The organism is Actinoplanes sp. NPDC023714 (genome assembly GCF_040639855.1).
In the GTDB taxonomy this organism is placed as follows: Bacteria; Actinomycetota; Actinomycetes; order Mycobacteriales; family Micromonosporaceae; genus Actinoplanes.
Genome location: NZ_JBFAAR010000011.1, coordinates 143,853 through 160,704 on the forward strand (window position 1 = coordinate 143,853; position 16,852 = coordinate 160,704).

The window sequence follows — 16,852 nt, forward strand, 5'->3', positions numbered from 1 at the left end:
ATATCGGTCGTTACGATAGCTGTCGAATGTTGCGTTGGGGACCCTTACCGAAAAGGAAGCAATGAATCGCCGACACACCAGGAGCCTGGCGACCGCGACCCTCACGGTCCTCGCCACGGCCGGGATAGGCCTCGCGGCCTGCACGGAGACCACTGCGGCGCCGGACGCGAAGGCCCCCTCGGCCTCGTCCTCACCGGTGCCCGTGCTGCTGCCCGGGCGCCCGGGAGAATCTGCCGCAGTGTCCGATTCTGATCAGGTCAAGGCACTCGACGGAACGACCTACAACGCGATCGACGTGGCCTACGTCCAGATGATGATCGGGCACCACGAGCAGGCGCTCGTGATGGCCGACCTGGCTCCCGGGCGGGCGGCCAACGCCGGGCTGAAACGCCTCGCCGAGCGGATCAGCGCCGGCCAGAAACTCGAGATCGACTACTTCAAGTCCTGGTTGAAGGACCGGAACCAGCCCGAATCCGACCCCTCGCACGATCACTCGACGATGCCGGGCGGCCAGACCGACGAGGAGATCGCGGCCCTGACCGCGGCGACCGGCGCCGACTTCGACCGCCGCTTCGTGGCGATGATGACCGAGCATCATCAGGGCGCGCAGCAGATGGCCGGGGACCTTTTGAGGAGCGGCTCGGACGAGCGTCTGTCCGAATTAGCCAATGAGTCGGCGGTCGAGCAGGTGTCCGAGATCCGGCGTATGGCCGAGCTCGGGATCAAGTAGTCCACAGTGTCCGAAGGGGCTCGGAGCGGCATTCCGCCCGAAGGCCTGCTCAGTCGTCGTCATCGTCGTCATCGTCGTCGTCGGTGGGGAGCAGGGCGCCGATCTGGGTGGCGCCGGCCGCCAGCGCCTCGAAGCCGGCCTCGCTGATCTTCTCGTCCGCGCGGAGGTCGGCCAGCTTCTTGACGAACTCGTCGAGCTTGCGGGGCGCCTTCTCCGGGTCCTTGCGGATGCGGTTCTTCAGCTGTTCGAGGCGCCGGTTCAGCTCGTCGGCGCCGCGCTTGTCCAGCTCGCGACGTTTCTCCAGGCCCCGGACGACGGTCCGGAGCTGGTCGACCAGTGCGCCGGGCCGGGCCGGGCGGGCCGTGGGCGGCTTCGGGCTGGGCGACTTCGGCGTGGGCGACTTGCTGGTCGGCGCCGGGGAGACCGTCGCCTCCTCGGTGATCACGGCGCTGGGGACGCTGCTGGGAGCGGCGATCGGCACGGCGGGAGACGAGGAGTCGGAGCCGGGCGAGATGATCCAGACGGCGACGGCCACGAAGGCGGCGGTCGCGGCGGTGACCGCGCCGAGGATCTTCAGGCGCGAGCTACCGTTCCGCGGCGAGACGACCGGCAGCTTGGCCGTCGGCGAGAAGTACGGATCATGGGGGACCGACACCGCGCCATCATGCCAGAGGTCTAGAGCAGGACCGGCAGCTCGTGCAGGCCCCTCAGCAGCAGGCCGGGACGCCACCGCAGGTCCTCGGCCGGGACCGCGAGCCGCAGGCCCGGATGGCGGTCCATCAACTGGGTGAACGCGATCTGCGCCTCCAGCCGGGCCAGCGGGGCGCCGAGGCAGTAGTGGATGCCGTGGCCGAACGCCAGGTGCGGGTTCTGGGCCCGGTCGAGCCGCAGCACGTCGGCGTCCGGGAAGCGGTCCTCGTCGCGGTTGGCGGAGAGCAGCACGATCACGACCGGCTCGCCGGCTCTGATCCGGGTTCCGCCGATCTCCAGGTCTTCGGTGGCGACCCGGAACGTCGAGGTCTCGACCGGTCCCTCGTACCGGAGAAATTCCTCGATCGCGGTGGGCAGCAATGCGGGCTCGGCGCGCAACCGATCCCACTGTTCCCGGTCGCGCAGCAGCAGCGAGGTCCCGTTGCCGATCAGGTTGACGGTGGTCTCGTGGCCCGCGATGAGCAGCAGGAAGACCATCGAGGAGAGCTCCTCCTCGGTGAGCCGGTCCTCCGAGTCGCGCACCTGGATCAGGCCGGAGAGCAGGTCGGGGCCGGGGCTCGACCGGCGTTCGGCGATCAGGGCCGCGATGTACGCGACCATGGCCCGGATCGCCGGTTCCAGGCGGTCGCCGGACTGCGAGCCCGCCACGATCACGTTTGACCAGTCGCGGAACTCGTCCCGGTCGTCGGCCGGCACCCCGAGGAGCTCGCAGATGACCTGGATCGGCAGCGGGAAGGCGAACGCGTCGATCAGGTCGGCCCGCTCCCGCCCCTCGAGCGCGTCCAGCAGCTCACGGGTGATCTCCTCGATCCGCGGGCGCAGGCTCTCGATCCGGCGGACCGTGAAGGCGGCCGAGACGAGGCGGCGCAGGCGGGTGTGGTCGGGCGGGTCGGCGGCGAGCATGTGCCGGGACAGGATGGCGGCCGGGCCGGCCGGCCGGTTCGCCGCCGTGGACGAGCCGACCGAGAACCCGGACTGCTTGGAGAGCCGCGGGTCGGCCAGCGCCCGGCGGCCGTCGTCGTAGCGGGTGACCAGCCAGGCGGTCAGGCCACTGGGCAGCCGGGTCCGGCGGACGGGTCCGGTCCGGCGCCATGCGGCGTACGCGGGATGGGGGTTTGCCTGGAACGCGGGATCGGCGAGGTCCACCACGCAGATCACGATACCCGTCGATGGGAAACCAAGGAGGGAGATGGGATCAGGCCGGGAGGCGGCGCGGTGTCCGGGGCGGGCGCAGAGGCAGCCGGGGCCGTGGCGGGGTGAGCCGGCGGGGACGGCGCGGGCGTGGCTGGCAGCCGACGGCGACGATCGCGAACATGGTGCGACTATCCGCCGGATCCCGCCGGACATTGCCTCCGTTGAGGGATTCTTAATGATCATCTCAGCGGGAGGTAAGCAAGCGGGGTGCCCCGGCCGACTACCCTCCGGTGGTCGCCCCCTCCCCGGACGGAGCCCCGCACCGCATGTCCTCCCGTTCCCGCCGCGTCTCCGGTGTCGCCGCCGCGGTCGCCTCGTTGCTGGCCGTGACCGCGTGCACCACCACCTCCGCGGCGCCGGCGCCCTCCGCCTCCGTCGGCACTGCCGCCCCCAGCGCCGTCGCCTCCCCGGTCAGGCCGAACATCGTCCTGGTCCTCACCGACGACCTTTCGAAGAACCTCGTGCCCTACATGCCGAACGTGCTGAGGATGCAGAAGGAGGGAACGACGTTCACCAATTACACGGTGACCGATTCGCTCTGCTGCCCGTCGCGCGCGTCGCTCTTCAAAGGACAGTTCCCGCACAACACCGGGATCTACAAGAACCACGGGTCGGACGGCGGATTCAAGCTCTTCCACAGCAGGGGGCAGGAGTCCTCGACGTTCGCGACCGACCTGCGGGCGGCCGGGTACCGGACCGGGTTCTTCGGCAAGTACCTGAACGAGTACCTGCCCGCGACCAGCTTCGAGGGCGGCAAGCCGTATGTGCCGCCGGGCTGGGACCAGTGGTTCGCCGGGGGCAACGCCTACGACAATTTCAATTACGCGCTCAACGAGAACGGCGTGGTGAAGAAGTACGGCAAGAAACCGGCCGACTACCTCACCGACGTGCTCTCGGCCAAGGCCGCCGACTTCATCCGTACGTCGCAGTCCCCGTTCATGATGGAGATCTCGACGTATGCCCCGCACGCTCCGTTCACCCCGGCGCCCCGCGACGCCGACCTTTTCGCGGGCTTGAAGAATCCCAAGGGCGCCGCGTACGACAAATTGCCGCAGAACGCGCCGGCCTGGCTCGCGACGCACCCCCGACTGAACGCCCAGCAGAAGTCCAGGATGGACGTCGAGTTCCGCAAGCGGGTCCAGTCGGTGCAGTCGGTGGACCGGATGATCGGAACCCTGCGCGAGACGCTGACGAAGGCCGGCGTCGCCGATCGGACCGTGGTGATGTTCGCCTCGGACAACGGCTACCACATGGGTGAGTACACCCTGCCGTCCGGCAAGCAGACCGCGTTCGACACCGACGTCAACGTGCCGCTGGTCGTGGCCGGCCACGGCGTGAAGGCCGGGCAGACCGTCGAGGCCGTCGTGGAGAACACCGACCTGCGGCCCACCTTCGCCGACCTGGCCGGTGCGCCGGCGCCGGCCGAGGCGGACGGCAGCAGCATCCGGCAGCTGCTCGCCGGTGAGACGCCGGCGCAGTGGCGCAAGGCCGCGCTGATCGAGCACCGCGACCCGGCCACCGACCCGGCCGACCCGGACTACGAGCACGACAGCATCAACATCCCGCCGACGTACGACGCGCTGCGGACCGCCACGTTCACCTGGGTGCAGTACGTCGACGGCACCCGGGAGTTCTACGACCGGACGACCGATCCGAACCAGCTGCGCAACCTGGCCGGCACGCTCCCGCCCGCGCGGGTCGCCGAGCTGGAGGCCGCGGTCAAGGCGATGACGGCGTGCGCCGGCGCCGAGTCCTGCCGGACGGCGGCGTCGGCGATCAATTGACCCCGCGGGCCCAGGGTGGCAGCTGCGCTCCGCGCGGGAAGCTCGGCGCGTCCTGCCGCTGCACCACCGGGTAGACGCTGGAGTGCGCCTGCCAGGACGGCTGCGGGCGCTCCGCCCGCTCGGTCAGCGAGCGGACCATCGCGGCCACCATGTCGCCGAGCGCCATGTGCAGGCGCGGGTCGGCGACCAGGCCCTCCGCGTCGATGGTGGCCATGTCGAGCGGGATCCGCACGCAGGCCGGGCGCAGCAGGCGGGCGCCGCCGTGCTCGAGCACCGACTCCAGCGAGGTCCGGGCGCCGTCGTCGACGCCGGGGCCGACCACCGAGAGCCAGGCCGCCGCCCGGCCGCGCAGCTCGCCGCCGTCGACCAGCCAGTCCAGCAGGTTCTTCAGGCTGCCGGGGAGCGATCCGGCGTACTCGGGGGTGCTCACCAGCAGGGCGTCCGCCCGGGTGACCCGGTTTCGCAGGTCCGTGACGGCGGACGGCGGGTTCGGTTCGCCCGGCACGAACGCGGGGAGGGCGGCCAGGCCGTCGTACAGGTCCGCGGTGATCCCCTGGGCGGCGTGGCGGGCCGCGGTACGCAGGGCTGCGGTGTGCAGGGAGCCGTCCCGGGTGCTCCCCGAGATCAGCAGGACACGCGTCATGCGCTGACGATACGGGCCGCTGTGGATCACCACCGTACGGCCGACCCGGGTCGGATTTTCGTACCGAAAGGGTCTCGACGAGTAGCCACGGGCGGCCTCGGACGGCAGCATGAACAAACGGTCCAAATGGGGGTGGATGGACCCCCTCTGGCAGGAACTCCGGAGCTGATGTCCCACCCAACGCCGCAAGACCCGTTCGAGCCGACCACGCCGCTCCCGCCGGCCTCCCCGCCGCCCTACGACGCACCGCCGTCCTATCAGCCGCCGCCCTACCAGCCGCCGGCCGACTCGACGACGCCGTTCCCGCCCCAGCCGTACGCGCCACTCCCCTACGAGCAGCCGTACTCGGGTCCGCCGGCCACCGGCAAGGGACCGGCCGACCACCTGGCTTATCCACAGTCCCCGGCCGGTTATCCACAAGGCGGCGCCTACCCGCCTCCGCCCGGCTACGCGCCGATGGCGACCGGCCCGGCCACCTCCGGCTGGGCGGTGGCGTCGCTGGTGCTCGGCATCGTCGGCGTGCTGATCGGCTGGTGCACCTACGCCGTGATCCCGCTGCTCGCGGTGGTCTTCGGCCACATCGGACTGAACGAGACGAAGCGCGGCCAGAAGACCGGCCGCGGCATGGCGATCGCCGGCCTGGTCATGGGATACCTGGTCATCGCCGTGACGATCCTGATCATCGTGATCGTGGGCAGCCTCGGTTTCATGGGCGAGTTCGACACCGCGCCGTGACGCCGGCGCCGTGGCGGCCCATCCGGGCCGTCACGGCCTGTGACATTCCCAGGACAGCGAAAAGGCCCCGCCGTGACGGCGGGGCCTTTTCCATGTTGTGCGCCGCGTAGGACTTGAACCTACAACCCGCGGATTAAGAGTCCGCTGCTCTGCCAATTGAGCTAGCAGCGCGTGCCAACGAGAAAGAACGTTAGCACACCCCTCCGGCCACCTCAGCGGGACCGGGGGAGGCAGCACTTCTTGTACTTCGACGCGGAGCCGCACCAGCACGCATCGTTACGACCGGGCGGCCAGGCGGCCCCCGGACCGTGATCTTCAAGCTGGCGCGCGTACCCGGCGCGCACGTCGGCGTTCATCGGGTCGCCGCCGTGCCGGTTCACGTACTCGGCCAGGCCGTCGGCCTCGCCCGCGTGCATCCGGAAGCCGGACTGGCCGGACTCGGTCCAGACGGTCAGCGCCTTCTCCAGGTCGGCGCGGTGGTCGTCCCAGGTGTGCCCGTAGACGTCGGCGAAGGCGGGCCAGCGCAGCAGCACCCGATCGAACTCGTCGTGGGGCCAGTACATGACGCCCTGCCCGGTCCTCTTGGCGACGGTGTCCCGGGTCCGGATCCGATCGGCGAACTCGTCGTACTCGTCGACCGGGAGCTCCAGCTCGCGGCGGATCCGGCGCCGGTTCTGCAGCAGCCCGTTGGCGAGCACCGCCCGCTCCACGGTCTCCGGCCGGTCCAGGACCACGTTGAGCGCCGCGGTGAGCCACTGCTCGGCGATCGCGCCCTGGCCGCACTCCTCGAGCGCCTCGGCCAGGTACGTCGCCGCGGCCGGCTCCCGGGCCAGCCGGGGCCGCAGCGCCGTGAACGCGGCCATCGCCTCGTCCTCGCGGCCCAGCCGGGACAGCAGCTCGCCGCGCCGCGCCCGCGCGAAGCCGTCGGCAGCGGCCTCGACCAGCCGGTAGCTCTCGATGGCCCGCTCCACGAGCGCGAGCGCCGGCGGCAGGTCGCCCTGCTTCTCGGTGAGCTCGGCCGCGAGCATCAGCGCGTAGCCGGCGTCGGCCGGGTCGGCGAGACCGTTCGCCTCGACGGCGGCGACCAGCTCGGGAACCGCTGTCCGAGGGTCGCCGCCGGCGATCATGTCCAGATCATCACTGGTCAGGGGCACAGATCACATTAACCCGCCGTACAGGTCAGCGACGGCCAACTCCAGTTGCCACCGTGCATCACGGTGAACCCGAACGTGTTGCCGCTGCCGTTCGGCCGGGCCGTCATCACGGTGCTCGACGGGAAGCTCACCGCGGCGTTCCAGGTCGCGGTGATCCGCTGCGGGCTCTGCAGGGTCACGGTGACCGTCCAGTTGCTCGCGCCGCTCACCGTGACCTGGCCGTTGAAGCGGTCGGCCCACTTCTGCCCCTCGGCGTAGGTGGCGGTGCATCCGCCGCCCGGCGGCGGCGTCGTGGTGCCACCGGGTGCCACCGCCCGGCCGGTGGACGGCGAGATCATGCCGGCGCAGAGACCGCGGCTGCGGAGGTTCGCGGCGATCTGCGGCACCGCCGCCACGGTCGTCGCGTACTGGTCGTGCATCAGGATGATCTGTCCGTTCGTGAGCCTGCCCGCGGCCTGCACGATCTGCGCCGTGGAGGCGCCGTTCCAGTCCTGCGAGTCGACGTCCCAGATGATCTGCCGGAGGCCGAGCGCGGACGCCGCCGACTGGAGGGTGGCGTTCGTCTCCCCGTACGGCGGGCGGAACAGCACCGGGGTGCCGCCGCCACCCGCCCGGATCGCGCTCTGCGTCCGGGAGAGCTCCGAGCTCATCTGGGCGGCGCTGAGGGTGGTCATGTGCGGGTGGGTGTAGCTGTGGTTCGCCACCCACATGCCGGCCGCCACCTGGGCCGCGACGAGACCGGGGTTGGCCGCCGCGTTCTGCCCGGTGTTGAACATGGTGGCCCGCAGGCCGTTGCTGCGCAGCGCGTTGAGCAGGGTGTTCGTGTTGCCGGCGTTGGGGCCGTCGTCGTACGTGAGGCCGACGTAGCCGTTCGCGCAGTCGGCCGCGGCTGCCGGGCCGGCGGTGGCGGGGGTCGATGGTGCGAGCAGGAGTGTCGCGGCAACAGCCAGGACGCTGAGCACACGCATGGGGATCACCTTTTCGACGTGGGGATGCATCGATTGACGATCGTCGTTGCCTCATTCTTCGGACGCTCCCGGCCCGTGTCAACGGCAAGTTTCGTACTCGTTCCGAAACTTTCGGAGACCAGGATGAAAAAAGCCCCGACCGAGTGGGTCGGGGCTGGTGCTGGAGAGAGTGCGTCGCGTAGGACTTGAACCTACAACCCGCGGATTAAGAGTCCGCTGCTCTGCCAATTGAGCTAGCGACGCTCGCCGTTCCGGCTTGCCTTGCAGCTCTCCGTGCAACGAGAGAAACGTTAGCACGCCCTCCGGAGATCCTTGAAATCGGTTACTTGCCACCGCAAGGAGGACCCGCGACTTGCGTCCATGAGTCAGTATGTCTGCGCTGAGAACTCCAGAACGGGGCCATGATGGTTGACCTCCGCCGCTCACTGGCGGCGATCCTGGCAATAGCCGTGATCGCCCCCCTCGCCGCCTGCGGCGACGACTCCGATCCCAGCTCCGCCGCTCCGGGCGCCGCGGCCAGTGCCGCGCCGTCCGCCGCCGCGCCGGTGCTGGAGAGTGCCACCGAGGCCGTGCCGGTGTCGCTCTCCGTCACGCCGGCCAAGGACAAGAAGAACGTTCCGGTCAGCGCGGAGATCGGGCTGAAGGTCAGCGGCGGCGATGTCACGTCCGTCACGGTCACCGACGCCAAGGGCAGGAAGGTGGCCGGCGACTTCCGGGAGGACCGCTCCTCCTGGGTGCCGGACAAGCCGCTGAAGACCAAGCAGAAGTACGCGGCGACCGTCGTGGCGACCGGCAAGGACGGCGCCACGAAGACCGAGACGACCTCGTTCACGACGATGGGCGAGCCGGGCCGCCGGACCGGCACCGGGCTCTACCTGTTCGACGACCACACGTACGGCGTGGCCATGCCGGTCGTGGTCGAGTTCAGCCCGGGCATCAAGAAGAAGGACCGCGCGGCCGTCCAGAAGCGGATGTTCGTCGAGACCACGCCGTCCCAGCCGGGCACCTGGTCGTGGACCGAGAGCGGCACGCAGGCGTACTACCGCGCGCCGGAGTACTGGCAGACCGGCACCCAGATCAAGGTGCGCATCGCGGTCGGCGGCCTGCCCACCGGCGCGAACATCTACGGCGACAAGGACCGGTCGGCGACCGCCAAGATCGGCCGTAAGTTCGAGATGAAGGTCGACAACAAGTCCAAGAAGATGACCGTGATCCAGGACGGCAAGACCGTCAAGACCATGCCGGTCAGCCTCGGCAAGAAGAGCACCCCGTCGTCGAGCGGCACGATGGTCGTCATGCAGAAGATGGCCGAGACCGTCTTCGACACCACCGACACCGACGGCGCGGACGGTTACCGCACCGAGATCCAGTACGCGCAGCGACTGACCTGGAGCGGTCAGTACATCCACTCCGCGCCCTGGTCCACCGGCGCCCAGGGTGAGCGCAATGTGTCGCACGGATGTGTCAACGTATCTCCGTCGAACGCGCGATGGCTGTTCGACAAGACTCTCGTCGGCGACCCGGTCACCGTGCGCGGCACCGAGGACAAGCTGGACTACGGAAACGGCTGGACGCCCTGGAACGTCAGCTGGGAAGAGTTCAGCAAGGGCAGCGCGTTGTAGGTGTCACCGATCACCGGCGCTGGGTAATACGGCACAGAACCGGGATTGGTCGTGCAGCTTTTTTGGAGCACTATTGGGCGCCGGGAGAGACGACGCCGTGAGGGGACCATGGACATGGGTAGGAATCGGCCGGGTCGCCGCTGGCGCGCGGCCGTCGTCACGGTTCTGGCGGGCACACTTCTGCTGACCGCCGCGTGCAGCAGCGGCGGCGACTCGCCCTCGTGGCAGGGCGGCGGCACGACGGACGGCGGCAGCGCCGCGCCACCGGCCGCCGAGGCCCCGTCGCCCGAGCCCACGCTGAGCACCGTCGCGGTGACCTCGCCCGCTGTCGACGCGACCGACGTCGAGGCCTGGTCCGACGTGAAATACAACAGCGAAGACCCGGACAACACCACCGTGAAGGTCACCGACCCCAAGGGTGACGAGGTCAAGGGCACCGTCGACAAGGACGACAACGTCTGGAAGCCGAGCGAGTCGCTGGAGTGGGGAACCAAATACACGGTGACCCTCAGCACGCCCGAGGCCGAGGGCAAGAACAACACCGTCAGCAGCACGTTCACCACGATGAAGAAGCCGGCCAACCTGGTCCGCGTCACGAGCTTCCTCGGTGACAACCAGACGGTCGGCGTCGGCATGCCGCTGATCATGAAGTTCGGCCGCGCGATCCCGGAGAAGTACCGCGCCGAGGTCGAGCGCCGCATGGTGGTCACCGCCACCCCGGCGCAGGAGGGCACCTGGCGCTGGATCTCGTCGACCGAGGTCCACTTCCGGCCGAAGAACTACTGGAAGGCCGGCTCCAAGATCTTCTACAAGGTCCAGCTCAAGGGCGTGAAGCTCGGCGACGGGTGGTACGGCCGCTCCGACCTGACGGTGGACATGAAGGTCGGCCGCTCGCTGATCATGACGGTCGACAACAAGTCCAAGAAGATGACGGTCAAGCAGGACGGCAAGGTCATCAAGACCCTCCCGGTCAGCCTCGGCAAGCCGAAGACCCCGTCGTCCAGCGGCACCATGGTCGTCATGGAGAAGAAGGCGCACACCGTCTTCGACACCACCGACACCGACGGCGAGGACGGTTACCGCACCGACATCGACTGGGCCCAGCGCATCACCTACAGCGGCCAGTTCATCCACGCCGCGCCGTGGTCCGAGGGCCAGCAGGGCCGCCGCAACGTCTCGCACGGCTGCGTCAACGTGTCCGAGGCGATGGGCAAGTGGCTCTTCGACCGCACGATGATGGGCGACGTCATCACCGTCTCCGGCACCGAGGACAAGCTCAAGAACGGCAACGGCTGGACCGACTGGAACATGAGCTACGCCGAGTACAAGAAGGGCAGCTACCTCTGATCGAGGGCTGAAGATCCCGTGGAGCGCGGGCTTGGTCTCTTCGGACCAGGCCCGCGCTTCTTTCTGTGTACGGGCGGAGCAGCGCCTCACGATTTCCGGGGCATGATGGTGTAGCTGAACGAGATCAGGAAGTCGATCGCCAGCACCAGTGACCACGTGCCCATCACGCCCCACAGCGCCGCGGTGCGGTCCAGGCCTCCGCCGATCAGTGTGAACACGCCGAGGAGCGCCGCACCCAGGACGTAGGCCAGCAGGTGCTCGAACCACGCCCGGCGCTCCCGGGCGGCGTGCTCCCGGCCGGTCCGGGGACCCTTCACCGGGGCCGGGCCGCCGGCGAACCGGTGCGCGAACCGGACGTCGGCCCAGCGGATCATGCGGTGTCCGAACACGACGGTGACGGCCAGGTAGACGGCGGCCAGCCCGTGACCGAGCGTGGCCTCGGCCCCGCCACGCAGGTCGATCGCGGTCGCGGCGAGCAGCACCAGGTCGACGATCGGCACGGCGACGAGCAGGGCGGCGCTGACCCTCCGCCACTTCAGCACGTAGCGCGCGAAGAGGCCGGCGACCAGCAGCACCCAGAACCCGATCTCACACGCCACGATCAGCGCGATCATGTGACTCCCCTCCTTTTTTCACACGGTCGTGTTTTTTCTTTATAACACGACCGTGCGAGAATCAGGGGGTGCCGAAGATCGTCGACCATGAGGAACGCCGCCGCGAGCTCGCCGGAGCCGTCTGGCGGGTGATCACCCGTGACGGGGTGGCCGCCGTCTCGATCCGGGCCGTCGCGGCCGAGTCGGGATGGTCGTCCGGGGCGTTGCGCCACTACTTCGCCACCCGGGACGAGCTGCTCGCCTTCGCCTGCGAGCAGGTGCTCACCCGGGTGACCGAGCGGATCACCGGGCTCGGGCCCGCGAGCGAGCCGATCGACGCGGTCCGCCGGCTGCTGCTCGAGACCATGCCGCTCGACGAGGAGCGGCACATCGAGGCGTCGATCACGTTCGCGTTCCTGGCCCTCGGGCTGGGCGACCCGGCACTCGCGGCGGTGCAGCGGAAGATCCTCATCGAGATGGCCGGCCTGTGCCGGGACGTGGTCGGCTACCTCCGGCCGGACCTCACGCCCGAGGAGCAGCTCTCCCAGGCCCGCCGCCTGAACGCGGTCATCGACGGCCTGAGCGTGCACGTATTGGCCGGCCACTTGACACCCACCGACGCGGCCGCGGAACTGGAGGCCCACCTCGCGACGCTGGCGCCCTAAAAACCGATCACCCCGACCGGCGACCATGCCTCCCGACCGGTGACCAGCCCTCCCGGCCGGCGACCAGGCCTCCCGGCCGGCGTCAGCCGAAGACTCGGCGGACCTTGGCGATGAGGCGGGGCCATTCCCGCTCGTCGTGGTCGGTGTCGCCGTCGTCGTCGCTGTCCGCGTCGGACCAGTCGTCGTCGGGGGCGTCGTACTCCTCGTCCCAGCGCTCGGCCTTCGCCGCCGGGCGCGCGGCGGTCCTGCCCGCCTCGGCGCCGGACCGGACGGTCTCCCTGCCCGCCTCGGCGCCGCGGATGGTCTCCCCGCCCGCCTCGGCGCCGGACCGGACGGTCTCCCCGCTCACGCCGGCGCCGGACCGGGCGGCTTCGCCGGCTGCCGGGAGGGTGGCACAGGTGAAGGTGGTGGCTTCCAGCGCCTCGGCGGTCAGGCGGAATCCGGTCAGATGTTCGGCCAGGGCCAGCGACCGCTCCCGATGGAGGACGTCGTCCTCCCATCCGCCCTCGTCCTCGTCGGGGGTGGTGGTGAAGCCGAGGGTCTCCAGCATGCCGATCAGGGCGTCCGGGTCGGTGCCGGCGCGGCGGGTGGCGTCGGCCGGATCGAACTCGAGGACGATCTCGCCGTCCCGGGCCCAGAGGAAGGTGCCGGCCGCGTGGGAGACCAGGACGGTTCCGCGGGAGAGCCGGCGGGCGTTCACCGGGGCCGGGGTGAACAGCAGGGTCCAGCCGTCGAGGGCGGTCGCCGCCACGGCGGGGCCGGGGAACGAGGCCAGGCGCCGCACGCCCACGGCGCGGACCGGGTTCGTGGCGGCCAGCTGCTCGATCAAGGGGGCGGGGGTGCCGCCCCGGACCAGGGTGAGGTAGCAGCCGCCGGCGAGTTCCGCGTACTGCTCGGTGAACCAGGCGTAGTCGTCCGCGCTGACAGCAACCATCTCGTGATCATGCAGCATGACGCTGTGCGCACGCTGTCGGGACTCGATCAACTCCGGAAGGCGCCGGAGATCTCCACCTTCTCGCCGCCCGCCGACGCGATCGCGCCGTACGTGTCGGCGGTCGCGTCCCGGTCCCCGGCGGCGTGCAGGTACTGGGCCGCGAACGTGTAGTCGCCCGGCGCCAGCGTCGCACCCTCGTGCAGGGTGAACCGGTAGAGCAGCGCGTCTTTCTCCTCGGTCACCGTCATCGTGAGCATGTCGGCCGGGATCGAGGTCCACTGGCCCGCCCCGGTGACGCCGTCCGTACGCGCGACGCTGACCAGCACGTCGAGCGCCGTGATGGTGTCCGCCGTGGTGAGCACGAGGTTGCCCTGTGCCCAGGTCGCGTTCGAGTGCGAGTCGATCTCGGCGGCCGAGCTCAGATAGCCGGCCACCGGAGTCCATCGAGGAACCGCTGCGGTGGGCCGGCGGGTCTCTGCCGGGGGCGCTCCCCGAGGCGGCGACGACACGGAGGACGCGGAGGCGGGCGGAGGCGACGCGGAGGTGGGCGAGGGTGATGCGGCCGGTGACGAGGGCGGCGAACCCGCCGGGGCGCTGGCGCCGGTCGCGGCCGGCAGCTGATCCGGCTCGGACCGGTCCCCGGCCAGCTTCACGCCCGCTACGCCCACCACCAGCGTCGCCACCACCGAGGCGGCCGCGGCCACCGGGCGGAGCGCGACAAGCGTCCAGGGACCGCCGCCGCGCGGGAGGAGGAACGACCAGCGGCTGCGGGGCTCGCCCCGGCGCCCGGCCATCCTGGTGAGGATCGCGTCCCGGTCGGGCACGTGCCGGCCGGCCTCCTGGCGAAGCACCCGGCCCAGGTCCGGATGGTCAGCCATGGAGGCCTCCCGTCATCAGCGGCATGCCACGCAGGTATTCGCTCAGCTGGGCGGCGCCGCGCGAGGTGTGGCTCTTCACGGCGCCGACCGAGATGCCGAGAATCGTGGCCACTTCCTTCTCGGGGACGTCGAAGGCGTACCGGAGGATGACGCACTCGCGACGCCTCTGCGGAAGGCGCTGCAGCGCCGCACGCACGTCCAGGACCGCGGGGGTGTCGCTCTCGACCCGGTCCCGGCGCAGCAGCCCGAGCCGCAGGATGCCGGCGCGCTCCCGGCTCTGCCGCTTGATCCATTGACGGGCCAGGTTGGTCACGATGCCGCGAGCGTACGCGATCGGGCTCTGCGCGGCCTGGACCCGCTCCCAGTGCCGCCAGACCTCCACGAACGCGTCGGCCGCCAGGTCGTCGGCGGCCTGCGAGTCGCCGGTCACCAGGTAGGCGAGGCGGGACAGGTCGGCGTGATGGTCGTCGAAGAAACGCCGGAAGGCGTATTCGATCTCCAGATCGGACAAGCCACTGTTCCTGACGGTAAGTGGGGGCACGGGGCAGCCTGAGTCAGCCGATCTTCACGGAGTACGCGGTGGTGTCGAGGCGGCGGCCGGTATCGCGAGCGGTACGACGATGCGCTTGGCGAGCATGAGGGGGACTCCCGGGGAACGGAGGATTGATCCACACCCCAGTGGCCCGGCAGGCCCGAAAGGTTGCCCCGGTTCCGAGAAAATTTCCGGGGACTCGCACGCTCGGGGCTTCCGGCGTACGAAAAAGGCTCGGTCCTTGAAAGAACCGAGCCATTTCGCTCACGTGGGGTGATCGACGGGACTCGAACCCGCGACCCCCTGGACCACAACCAGGTGCTCTACCAACTGAGCTACGACCACCACGCTCACAGGGCGAACCCTGCGTTGCGGGACAATCATAGCCACACCCACGAGGGGGCCGTCGAGCGGGTTGCCTCAGAGCTCGGCGGCGATGGCCTTGGCCGCCTCGACGTCCGGCCCCGGCTGCGGGACGAAGATCGTGCGGCGGTAGTACTCCAGCTCGCGGATGCTCTCCCGGATGTCGGCGAGCGCGCGGTGCGACAGGCCCTTCGCGGGCTGCCCGAAGTACACCCGGGGGTACCAGCGGCGGCACAGCTCCTTGATCGAGGAGACGTCGATCATCCGGTAGTGCAGGTGCGCGTCGAGAGCCGGCATGTCCCGCGCCAGGAAGCCGCGGTCCGTCGCGATCGAATTGCCGCAGAGCGGGGCGGTCCGGGGATTAGGGACGAATTCCTTGATGTACGCGAGAACCGCCTCCTCCGCCTCCGCCATGGTGATCGCGGAGCGGCGGACCTCGTCGGTCAGCCCTGATTTCGCATGCATGTCGCGCACGACCGGTGGCATCGCGTCGAGCGCCGCGTCGTCCGCGTGAATGACCAGGTCGACGCCCTCGCCGAGCACGTTGAGTTCGGGATCGGTGACCAGCGCCGCGACCTCGATGAGCTTGTCCTTGCCCAGGTCGAGACCGGTCATCTCACAGTCGATCCACACCAGAAGATCCGCCACGGCGTCCAGCCTACGCCGGGGACTGCCCGCATCGTTTGCCGCGAGCGGGTAAGCAGTGCTTTGTCCGGTTTGGTACCCGGACTTCCCACTTGGTCGAATGTTGGGTAAAGTGTACTTAACGGACGAAGCCCCCCTTCGGTTACTCCGTTCCCCCCGGTAAAGGGCCCTCCGTGTCGGCAGCACGGAGGGCCCTTCGAGGTTTGTTCGGGAATCGGACATCCGGCTGCTCACTTCCCCAGTGGATCTCCGGCTTCTCCCCCACGTTGAGAAACCCCAGCAGGCGCTCGCCCTCCACCTCCACCGCCGCGCGATCCTTCGCGGACAGCGGCCGGAACGGGGTGATGTGCAGCGCCGAGCCGTCGACCAGCCACGTCCCCTCGGCGAAGCCGTCCACCAGCACCGTCGGCCGCACGATCGACCAGCCCGGCGTCACCAGCGGCCGATCACCCGGGTGGATGATCCGGTCGCGGTCGGCGTGCCCGAGGAGCGCGTTGTCGAACTCCGGGAGGAACACCACGGGAGCCGGGACGTCGTCGTCGGCCAGGGGCGCGTCCGGTAGGTCGTACAGATCAATCCCGGCCTCGTCCCGGAAGACCCGCAGCCTCCCGCGTAGCCCGGCCACCACCCCGCGCAAGCGGGTGAGACCCGACCAGACCTGGATGTCCTTCACCGACGCGGGGCCGAACGCCGCGAGATAGCGCAGCACCAGCGTCTCCGGCGACGGCCCGTCCGCGAGCGGCGCGCCGATCCAGTCCTCGGCGAGCACGCACGCCACCCGCCCCCGGTGCCGCCACATTCCGGCGGGCGGTGGGTGCAGAAGAGCCAACCGCAGATGTACGACCAGCTTCAGCCACTCCGCGTCCACACCCGGGAACCGCGCCACCAGCCGGCGGGTGAGCTCCGGACGGCCGACCGGTCCGGCGGCGAGGATCTCGCCGGCCGCCTCGACCAGCGCCCCCTGATCAAGACCGGTCAGCCGCCCGCCGCGCCCGGCGAATCGATCGAGGCTGGGCTGCAGCGTCGGCCGCAGCCAGCGGAAGTCCTCGGCCGTGCAGAGGTGCTGGGTGCCGCGGAGAAGGGCGCTGCGTACGACGGTCCGGTCGTGCAACAGGTCGCCGAGGTCCTCGGGGCGGAATCCCGTGATCCGCGCCCGGAGGCTGAGGTGCGGCGAGTCGGACTCCTGGCCCTGCAGCGCTACCAGGTGGGCGGTGACCTCGGCCGGGGTTCGGGTGTTCTGCCCTGTCAGTAGCTGGCGGACCAGGTAGGTGCGGTTCAGTTCGCGCCTCGAGAGGACTCTCATACGCCAGACGGTAGGAGCCTTTGCGGTCAACTTGTGACCGCAAAGGCTCCC

At 70.0% G+C, this 16,852-nt stretch carries 17 protein-coding genes and 3 tRNA genes; 6 read left to right on the forward strand and 14 right to left on the reverse strand.

Going from position 1 to position 16,852, the window contains the following annotated elements:
* The first annotated feature begins 61 nt into the window (after window positions 1-61).
* Entirely contained in the window at window positions 62-730 is a 669-nt protein-coding gene (locus AB0G10_RS35920) for a DUF305 domain-containing protein (RefSeq protein WP_360932312.1), read from the forward strand.
* Window positions 731-779: 49 nt separating this feature from the next.
* On the opposite strand, the gene AB0G10_RS35925 is transcribed toward AB0G10_RS35920, so the two are convergent.
* Entirely contained in the window at window positions 780-1,385 is a 606-nt protein-coding gene (locus tag AB0G10_RS35925; protein ID WP_360932315.1) for a hypothetical protein, read from the reverse strand.
* A gap of 20 nt (window positions 1,386-1,405) precedes the next feature.
* Complete coding sequence (locus AB0G10_RS35930) at window positions 1,406-2,590, reverse strand: cytochrome P450 (protein WP_360932318.1); 1,185 nt, start codon at window positions 2,588-2,590, stop codon at window positions 1,406-1,408.
* A gap of 311 nt (window positions 2,591-2,901) precedes the next feature.
* Between AB0G10_RS35930 and AB0G10_RS35935 the strand changes: the two genes are divergently transcribed.
* Window positions 2,902-4,419, forward strand: a complete 1,518-nt coding sequence (locus AB0G10_RS35935; protein ID WP_360932321.1) for a sulfatase — start codon at window positions 2,902-2,904, stop codon at window positions 4,417-4,419.
* Here AB0G10_RS35935 and AB0G10_RS35940 read toward each other — a convergent pair.
* Entirely contained in the window at window positions 4,412-5,062 is a 651-nt protein-coding gene (locus AB0G10_RS35940; protein WP_360932324.1) for an NAD(P)H-dependent oxidoreductase, read from the reverse strand. The genes AB0G10_RS35935 and AB0G10_RS35940 overlap by 8 nt on opposite strands.
* A 168-nt stretch (window positions 5,063-5,230) precedes the next feature.
* On the opposite strand from AB0G10_RS35940, the gene AB0G10_RS35945 reads away from it, so the two are divergent.
* Window positions 5,231-5,797, forward strand: a complete 567-nt coding sequence (locus AB0G10_RS35945) for a DUF4190 domain-containing protein (protein ID WP_360932327.1) — start codon at window positions 5,231-5,233, stop codon at window positions 5,795-5,797.
* A gap of 98 nt (window positions 5,798-5,895) precedes the next feature.
* On the opposite strand, the gene AB0G10_RS35950 is transcribed toward AB0G10_RS35945, so the two are convergent.
* The 4 genes from AB0G10_RS35950 to AB0G10_RS35965 form a co-directional block, all read right to left on the reverse strand.
* Window positions 5,896-5,968: transfer RNA gene (locus AB0G10_RS35950), tRNA-Lys, on the reverse strand.
* Window positions 5,969-6,009: 41 nt separating this feature from the next.
* Complete coding sequence (locus AB0G10_RS35955) at window positions 6,010-6,951, reverse strand: SEC-C domain-containing protein (RefSeq protein ID WP_360932329.1); 942 nt, start codon at window positions 6,949-6,951, stop codon at window positions 6,010-6,012.
* Between the two features lie 8 nt (window positions 6,952-6,959).
* Window positions 6,960-7,919 (reverse strand): polysaccharide deacetylase family protein, encoded by a 960-nt coding sequence (locus AB0G10_RS35960; RefSeq protein WP_360932332.1) that lies wholly within the window; start codon window positions 7,917-7,919, stop codon window positions 6,960-6,962.
* A gap of 170 nt (window positions 7,920-8,089) precedes the next feature.
* Window positions 8,090-8,162, reverse strand: a tRNA-Lys gene (locus AB0G10_RS35965).
* 161 nt (window positions 8,163-8,323) lie between these two features.
* Here AB0G10_RS35965 and AB0G10_RS35970 point away from each other — a divergent pair.
* Together AB0G10_RS35970 and AB0G10_RS35975 are read left to right on the forward strand one after the other, a co-directional pair.
* Window positions 8,324-9,541, forward strand: a complete 1,218-nt coding sequence (locus AB0G10_RS35970; RefSeq protein WP_360932792.1) for an Ig-like domain-containing protein — start codon at window positions 8,324-8,326, stop codon at window positions 9,539-9,541.
* Between the two features lie 108 nt (window positions 9,542-9,649).
* The gene (locus AB0G10_RS35975) at window positions 9,650-10,888 is read left to right on the forward strand and encodes an Ig-like domain-containing protein (RefSeq protein ID WP_360932335.1); all 1,239 of its coding nucleotides are present in this window, start codon (window positions 9,650-9,652) and stop codon (window positions 10,886-10,888) included.
* A gap of 86 nt (window positions 10,889-10,974) precedes the next feature.
* Here AB0G10_RS35975 and AB0G10_RS35980 read toward each other — a convergent pair whose 3' ends face one another.
* Complete coding sequence (locus AB0G10_RS35980; protein ID WP_360932338.1) at window positions 10,975-11,502, reverse strand: hypothetical protein; 528 nt, start codon at window positions 11,500-11,502, stop codon at window positions 10,975-10,977.
* A gap of 68 nt (window positions 11,503-11,570) precedes the next feature.
* Here AB0G10_RS35980 and AB0G10_RS35985 point away from each other — a divergent pair, with 68 nt between their 5' ends.
* Window positions 11,571-12,146, forward strand: a complete 576-nt coding sequence (locus AB0G10_RS35985) for a TetR/AcrR family transcriptional regulator (RefSeq protein ID WP_360932341.1) — start codon at window positions 11,571-11,573, stop codon at window positions 12,144-12,146.
* An 82-nt stretch (window positions 12,147-12,228) separates the two neighbouring features.
* Here AB0G10_RS35985 and AB0G10_RS35990 read toward each other — a convergent pair whose 3' ends face one another.
* The 6 genes from AB0G10_RS35990 to AB0G10_RS36015 all read right to left on the reverse strand — a co-directional run bounded on the left by AB0G10_RS35990 (window position 12,229) and on the right by AB0G10_RS36015 (window position 16,801).
* Complete coding sequence (locus tag AB0G10_RS35990; RefSeq protein WP_360932344.1) at window positions 12,229-13,080, reverse strand: DUF6461 domain-containing protein; 852 nt, start codon at window positions 13,078-13,080, stop codon at window positions 12,229-12,231.
* A gap of 47 nt (window positions 13,081-13,127) precedes the next feature.
* Complete coding sequence (locus AB0G10_RS35995; protein WP_360932347.1) at window positions 13,128-13,958, reverse strand: hypothetical protein; 831 nt, start codon at window positions 13,956-13,958, stop codon at window positions 13,128-13,130.
* Window positions 13,951-14,469 carry a SigE family RNA polymerase sigma factor gene (locus AB0G10_RS36000; RefSeq protein ID WP_360932350.1) on the reverse strand — a complete coding sequence of 173 codons (519 nt, stop codon included), beginning with the start codon at window positions 14,467-14,469 and terminating at the stop codon, window positions 13,951-13,953. The genes AB0G10_RS35995 and AB0G10_RS36000 overlap by 8 nt, the downstream gene beginning before the upstream one ends.
* A gap of 290 nt (window positions 14,470-14,759) precedes the next feature.
* Window positions 14,760-14,835: transfer RNA gene (locus tag AB0G10_RS36005), tRNA-His, on the reverse strand.
* A gap of 75 nt (window positions 14,836-14,910) precedes the next feature.
* Window positions 14,911-15,501, reverse strand: coding sequence for an oligoribonuclease (gene orn, locus AB0G10_RS36010; RefSeq protein ID WP_360932353.1), 591 nt, complete (start codon window positions 15,499-15,501; stop codon window positions 14,911-14,913).
* A gap of 139 nt (window positions 15,502-15,640) precedes the next feature.
* Window positions 15,641-16,801, reverse strand: coding sequence for a winged helix DNA-binding domain-containing protein (locus tag AB0G10_RS36015; protein ID WP_360932356.1), 1,161 nt, complete (start codon window positions 16,799-16,801; stop codon window positions 15,641-15,643).
* Window positions 16,802-16,852: the final 51 nt, after the last annotated feature.

What these genes read in the sequence shown, in the direction of transcription:
- AB0G10_RS35975 (WP_360932335.1), top strand. Translation starts at nt 9,650, where the DNA reads ATGGACATGGGTAGGAATCGGCCGGGTCGCCGCTGGCGCGCGGCCGTC.
- AB0G10_RS35980 (WP_360932338.1), bottom strand. Translation starts at nt 11,502, where the DNA reads ATGATCGCGCTGATCGTGGCGTGTGAGATCGGGTTCTGGGTGCTGCTG.
- AB0G10_RS36015 (WP_360932356.1), bottom strand. Translation starts at nt 16,801, where the DNA reads ATGAGAGTCCTCTCGAGGCGCGAACTGAACCGCACCTACCTGGTCCGC.
- AB0G10_RS35995 (WP_360932347.1), bottom strand. Translation starts at nt 13,958, where the DNA reads ATGGCTGACCATCCGGACCTGGGCCGGGTGCTTCGCCAGGAGGCCGGC.
- AB0G10_RS35990 (WP_360932344.1), bottom strand. Translation starts at nt 13,080, where the DNA reads ATGGTTGCTGTCAGCGCGGACGACTACGCCTGGTTCACCGAGCAGTAC.
- AB0G10_RS35940 (WP_360932324.1), bottom strand. Translation starts at nt 5,062, where the DNA reads ATGACGCGTGTCCTGCTGATCTCGGGGAGCACCCGGGACGGCTCCCTG.
- AB0G10_RS35945 (WP_360932327.1), top strand. Translation starts at nt 5,231, where the DNA reads ATGTCCCACCCAACGCCGCAAGACCCGTTCGAGCCGACCACGCCGCTC.
- AB0G10_RS35970 (WP_360932792.1), top strand. Translation starts at nt 8,324, where the DNA reads ATGGTTGACCTCCGCCGCTCACTGGCGGCGATCCTGGCAATAGCCGTG.
- AB0G10_RS35960 (WP_360932332.1), bottom strand. Translation starts at nt 7,919, where the DNA reads ATGCGTGTGCTCAGCGTCCTGGCTGTTGCCGCGACACTCCTGCTCGCA.
- AB0G10_RS35935 (WP_360932321.1), top strand. Translation starts at nt 2,902, where the DNA reads ATGTCCTCCCGTTCCCGCCGCGTCTCCGGTGTCGCCGCCGCGGTCGCC.
- AB0G10_RS35920 (WP_360932312.1), top strand. Translation starts at nt 62, where the DNA reads ATGAATCGCCGACACACCAGGAGCCTGGCGACCGCGACCCTCACGGTC.